4 protein-coding genes and 1 pseudogene are annotated in these 2,649 nt (G+C 49.5%); 3 read left to right on the top strand and 2 right to left on the bottom strand.

The window, feature by feature from the left end:
* Window positions 1-52 precede the first annotated feature (52 nt).
* Window positions 53-757, bottom strand: a complete 705-nt coding sequence (locus OGV74_RS01080; protein WP_001067855.1) for an IS6-like element IS26 family transposase — start codon at window positions 755-757, stop codon at window positions 53-55.
* Between the two features lie 99 nt (window positions 758-856).
* Here OGV74_RS01080 and OGV74_RS01075 point away from each other — a divergent pair, with 99 nt between their 5' ends.
* Window positions 857-1,294 carry a restriction endonuclease gene (locus tag OGV74_RS01075; RefSeq protein ID WP_020325134.1) on the top strand — a complete coding sequence of 146 codons (438 nt, stop codon included), beginning with the start codon at window positions 857-859 and terminating at the stop codon, window positions 1,292-1,294.
* Between the two features lie 4 nt (window positions 1,295-1,298).
* Entirely contained in the window at window positions 1,299-1,505 is a 207-nt protein-coding gene (locus OGV74_RS01070) for a hypothetical protein (protein WP_001749967.1), read from the top strand.
* Between the two features lie 10 nt (window positions 1,506-1,515).
* Here the strand turns inward: OGV74_RS01070 and OGV74_RS01065 are convergent.
* A pseudogene (locus OGV74_RS01065) lies at window positions 1,516-1,788 on the bottom strand (IS1 family transposase); the annotation flags it as partial.
* Window positions 1,789-1,892: 104 nt separating this feature from the next.
* Here OGV74_RS01065 and OGV74_RS01060 point away from each other — a divergent pair.
* Window positions 1,893-2,597 (top strand): IS6-like element IS26 family transposase, encoded by a 705-nt coding sequence (locus OGV74_RS01060; RefSeq protein ID WP_001067855.1) that lies wholly within the window; start codon window positions 1,893-1,895, stop codon window positions 2,595-2,597.
* The last annotated feature ends 52 nt before the right edge of the window (window positions 2,598-2,649 follow it).

Genomic DNA, 2,649 nt, shown 5'->3' with positions numbered 1-2,649 from the left:
GGCACTGTTGCAAAGTTAGCGATGAGGCAGCCTTTTGTCTTATTCAAAGGCCTTACATTTCAAAAACTCTGCTTACCAGGCGCATTTCGCCCAGGGGATCACCATAATAAAATGCTGAGGCCTGGCCTTTGCGTAGTGCACGCATCACCTCAATACCTTTGATGGTGGCGTAAGCCGTCTTCATGGATTTAAATCCCAGCGTGGCGCCGATTATCCGTTTCAGTTTGCCATGATCGCATTCAATCACGTTGTTCCGGTACTTAATCTGTCGGTGTTCAACGTCAGACGGGCACCGGCCTTCGCGTTTGAGCAGAGCAAGCGCGCGACCATAGGCGGGCGCTTTATCCGTGTTGATGAATCGCGGGATCTGCCACTTCTTCACGTTGTTGAGGATTTTACCCAGAAACCGGTATGCAGCTTTGCTGTTACGACGGGAGGAGAGATAAAAATCGACAGTGCGGCCCCGGCTGTCGACGGCCCGGTACAGATACGCCCAGCGGCCATTGACCTTCACGTAGGTTTCATCCATGTGCCACGGGCAAAGATCGGAAGGGTTACGCCAGTACCAGCGCAGCCGTTTTTCCATTTCAGGCGCATAACGCTGAACCCAGCGGTAAATCGTGGAGTGATCGACATTCACTCCGCGTTCAGCCAGCATCTCCTGCAGCTCACGGTAACTGATGCCGTATTTGCAGTACCAGCGTACGGCCCACAGAATGATGTCACGCTGAAAATGCCGGCCTTTGAATGGGTTCATGTGCAGCTCCATCAGCAAAAGGGGATGATAAGTTTATCACCACCGACTATTTGCAACAGTGCCCAAAAAATTAACTACCTGAGGAAAATTGATCCTTTTGTGTTTGAAGAACTGTTGCTGGAAGGATTTGAAGCGCATGGCTTCAGAACCATCAGAAACAAACGCTATACCGGCGATGGAGGCATTGACGGCCAGGTAATAATAGGAAAATATCGCTATCTTATTCAGGCTAAACGCTATCGCGGCCATATTGCTTTACAGCACGTACAGGAGTTCGAGAAGTTGCTTAAACGTCATAACTGTCGCGGTCTGTTTTGCCATACCGGGAAAACCGGCGCAGGTTCAAAATCTGTCAGTATTGCCAGTGAACGGATGGAGATTATCAGCGGCCAGCGCCTGATAGATTTGCTCACGCCCGGCAGCTCCTTCACTATCGCAACCGCCCCGCAGACGATGATGAAGCGTACCGCAGCAACACTAGAAACGAGCACCATTGTTAAAGATGCCGGTAAAGAAAATCGATACCATGAGAGTTAATTAAATGAAGTCAGTAACTATAGAAGCAAAAACATTTGCTGAAATGTTAGGAATAACAGAAGGTGAGTTAATCTTTGCCATTAAGAAAACTGGCACATTCAAAAACAAGACCATCCCACAACCTCATGAGCCACATAAATCAAATAATAGATTTTTATATTCAGACGTAATGAGGTTTATAGAATCACTAAAAGACAAAGAGAACCGGTAATGACTCCAACTTACTGATAGTGTTTTATGTTCAGATAATGCCCGATGACCTTGTCATGCAGCTCCACCGATTTTGAGAACGACAGTGACTTCCGTCCCAGCCTTGCCAGATGTTGTCTCAGATTCAGGTTATGTCGCTCAATGCGCTGAGTGTAACGCTTGCTGATAACGTGCAGCTTTCCCTTCAGGCGGGGTTCATACAGCGGCCAGCCATCCGTCATCCATACCACGACCTCAAAGGCCGACAGCAGGCCCAGAAGACGCTCCAGCGTGGCCAACGTGCGTTACCTAACAATAAACCTGTTTAAATATCCAGATAAAAACAGGCACTGTTGCAAATAGTCGGTGGTGATAAACTTATCATCCCCTTTTGCTGATGGAGCTGCACATGAACCCATTCAAAGGCCGGCATTTTCAGCGTGACATCATTCTGTGGGCCGTACGCTGGTACTGCAAATACGGCATCAGTTACCGTGAGCTGCAGGAGATGCTGGCTGAACGCGGAGTGAATGTCGATCACTCCACGATTTACCGCTGGGTTCAGCGTTATGCGCCTGAAATGGAAAAACGGCTGCGCTGGTACTGGCGTAACCCTTCCGATCTTTGCCCGTGGCACATGGATGAAACCTACGTGAAGGTCAATGGCCGCTGGGCGTATCTGTACCGGGCCGTCGACAGCCGGGGCCGCACTGTCGATTTTTATCTCTCCTCCCGTCGTAACAGCAAAGCTGCATACCGGTTTCTGGGTAAAATCCTCAACAACGTGAAGAAGTGGCAGATCCCGCGATTCATCAACACGGATAAAGCGCCCGCCTATGGTCGCGCGCTTGCTCTGCTCAAACGCGAAGGCCGGTGCCCGTCTGACGTTGAACACCGACAGATTAAGTACCGGAACAACGTGATTGAATGCGATCATGGCAAACTGAAACGGATAATCGGCGCCACGCTGGGATTTAAATCCATGAAGACGGCTTACGCCACCATCAAAGGTATTGAGGTGATGCGTGCACTACGCAAAGGCCAGGCCTCAGCATTTTATTATGGTGATCCCCTGGGCGAAATGCGCCTGGTAAGCAGAGTTTTTGAAATGTAAGGCCTTTGAATAAGACAAAAGGCTGCCTCATCGCTAACTTTGCAACAGTGCC

The sequence above is a fragment of the Citrobacter sp. Cf116 genome (genome assembly GCF_030336505.1).
In the GTDB taxonomy this organism is placed as follows: Bacteria; Pseudomonadota; Gammaproteobacteria; order Enterobacterales; family Enterobacteriaceae; genus Citrobacter; species Citrobacter freundii.
The sequence above is the reverse complement of the archived record's forward strand: the minus strand, read 5'-3'. Positions and strand labels throughout refer to the sequence as shown.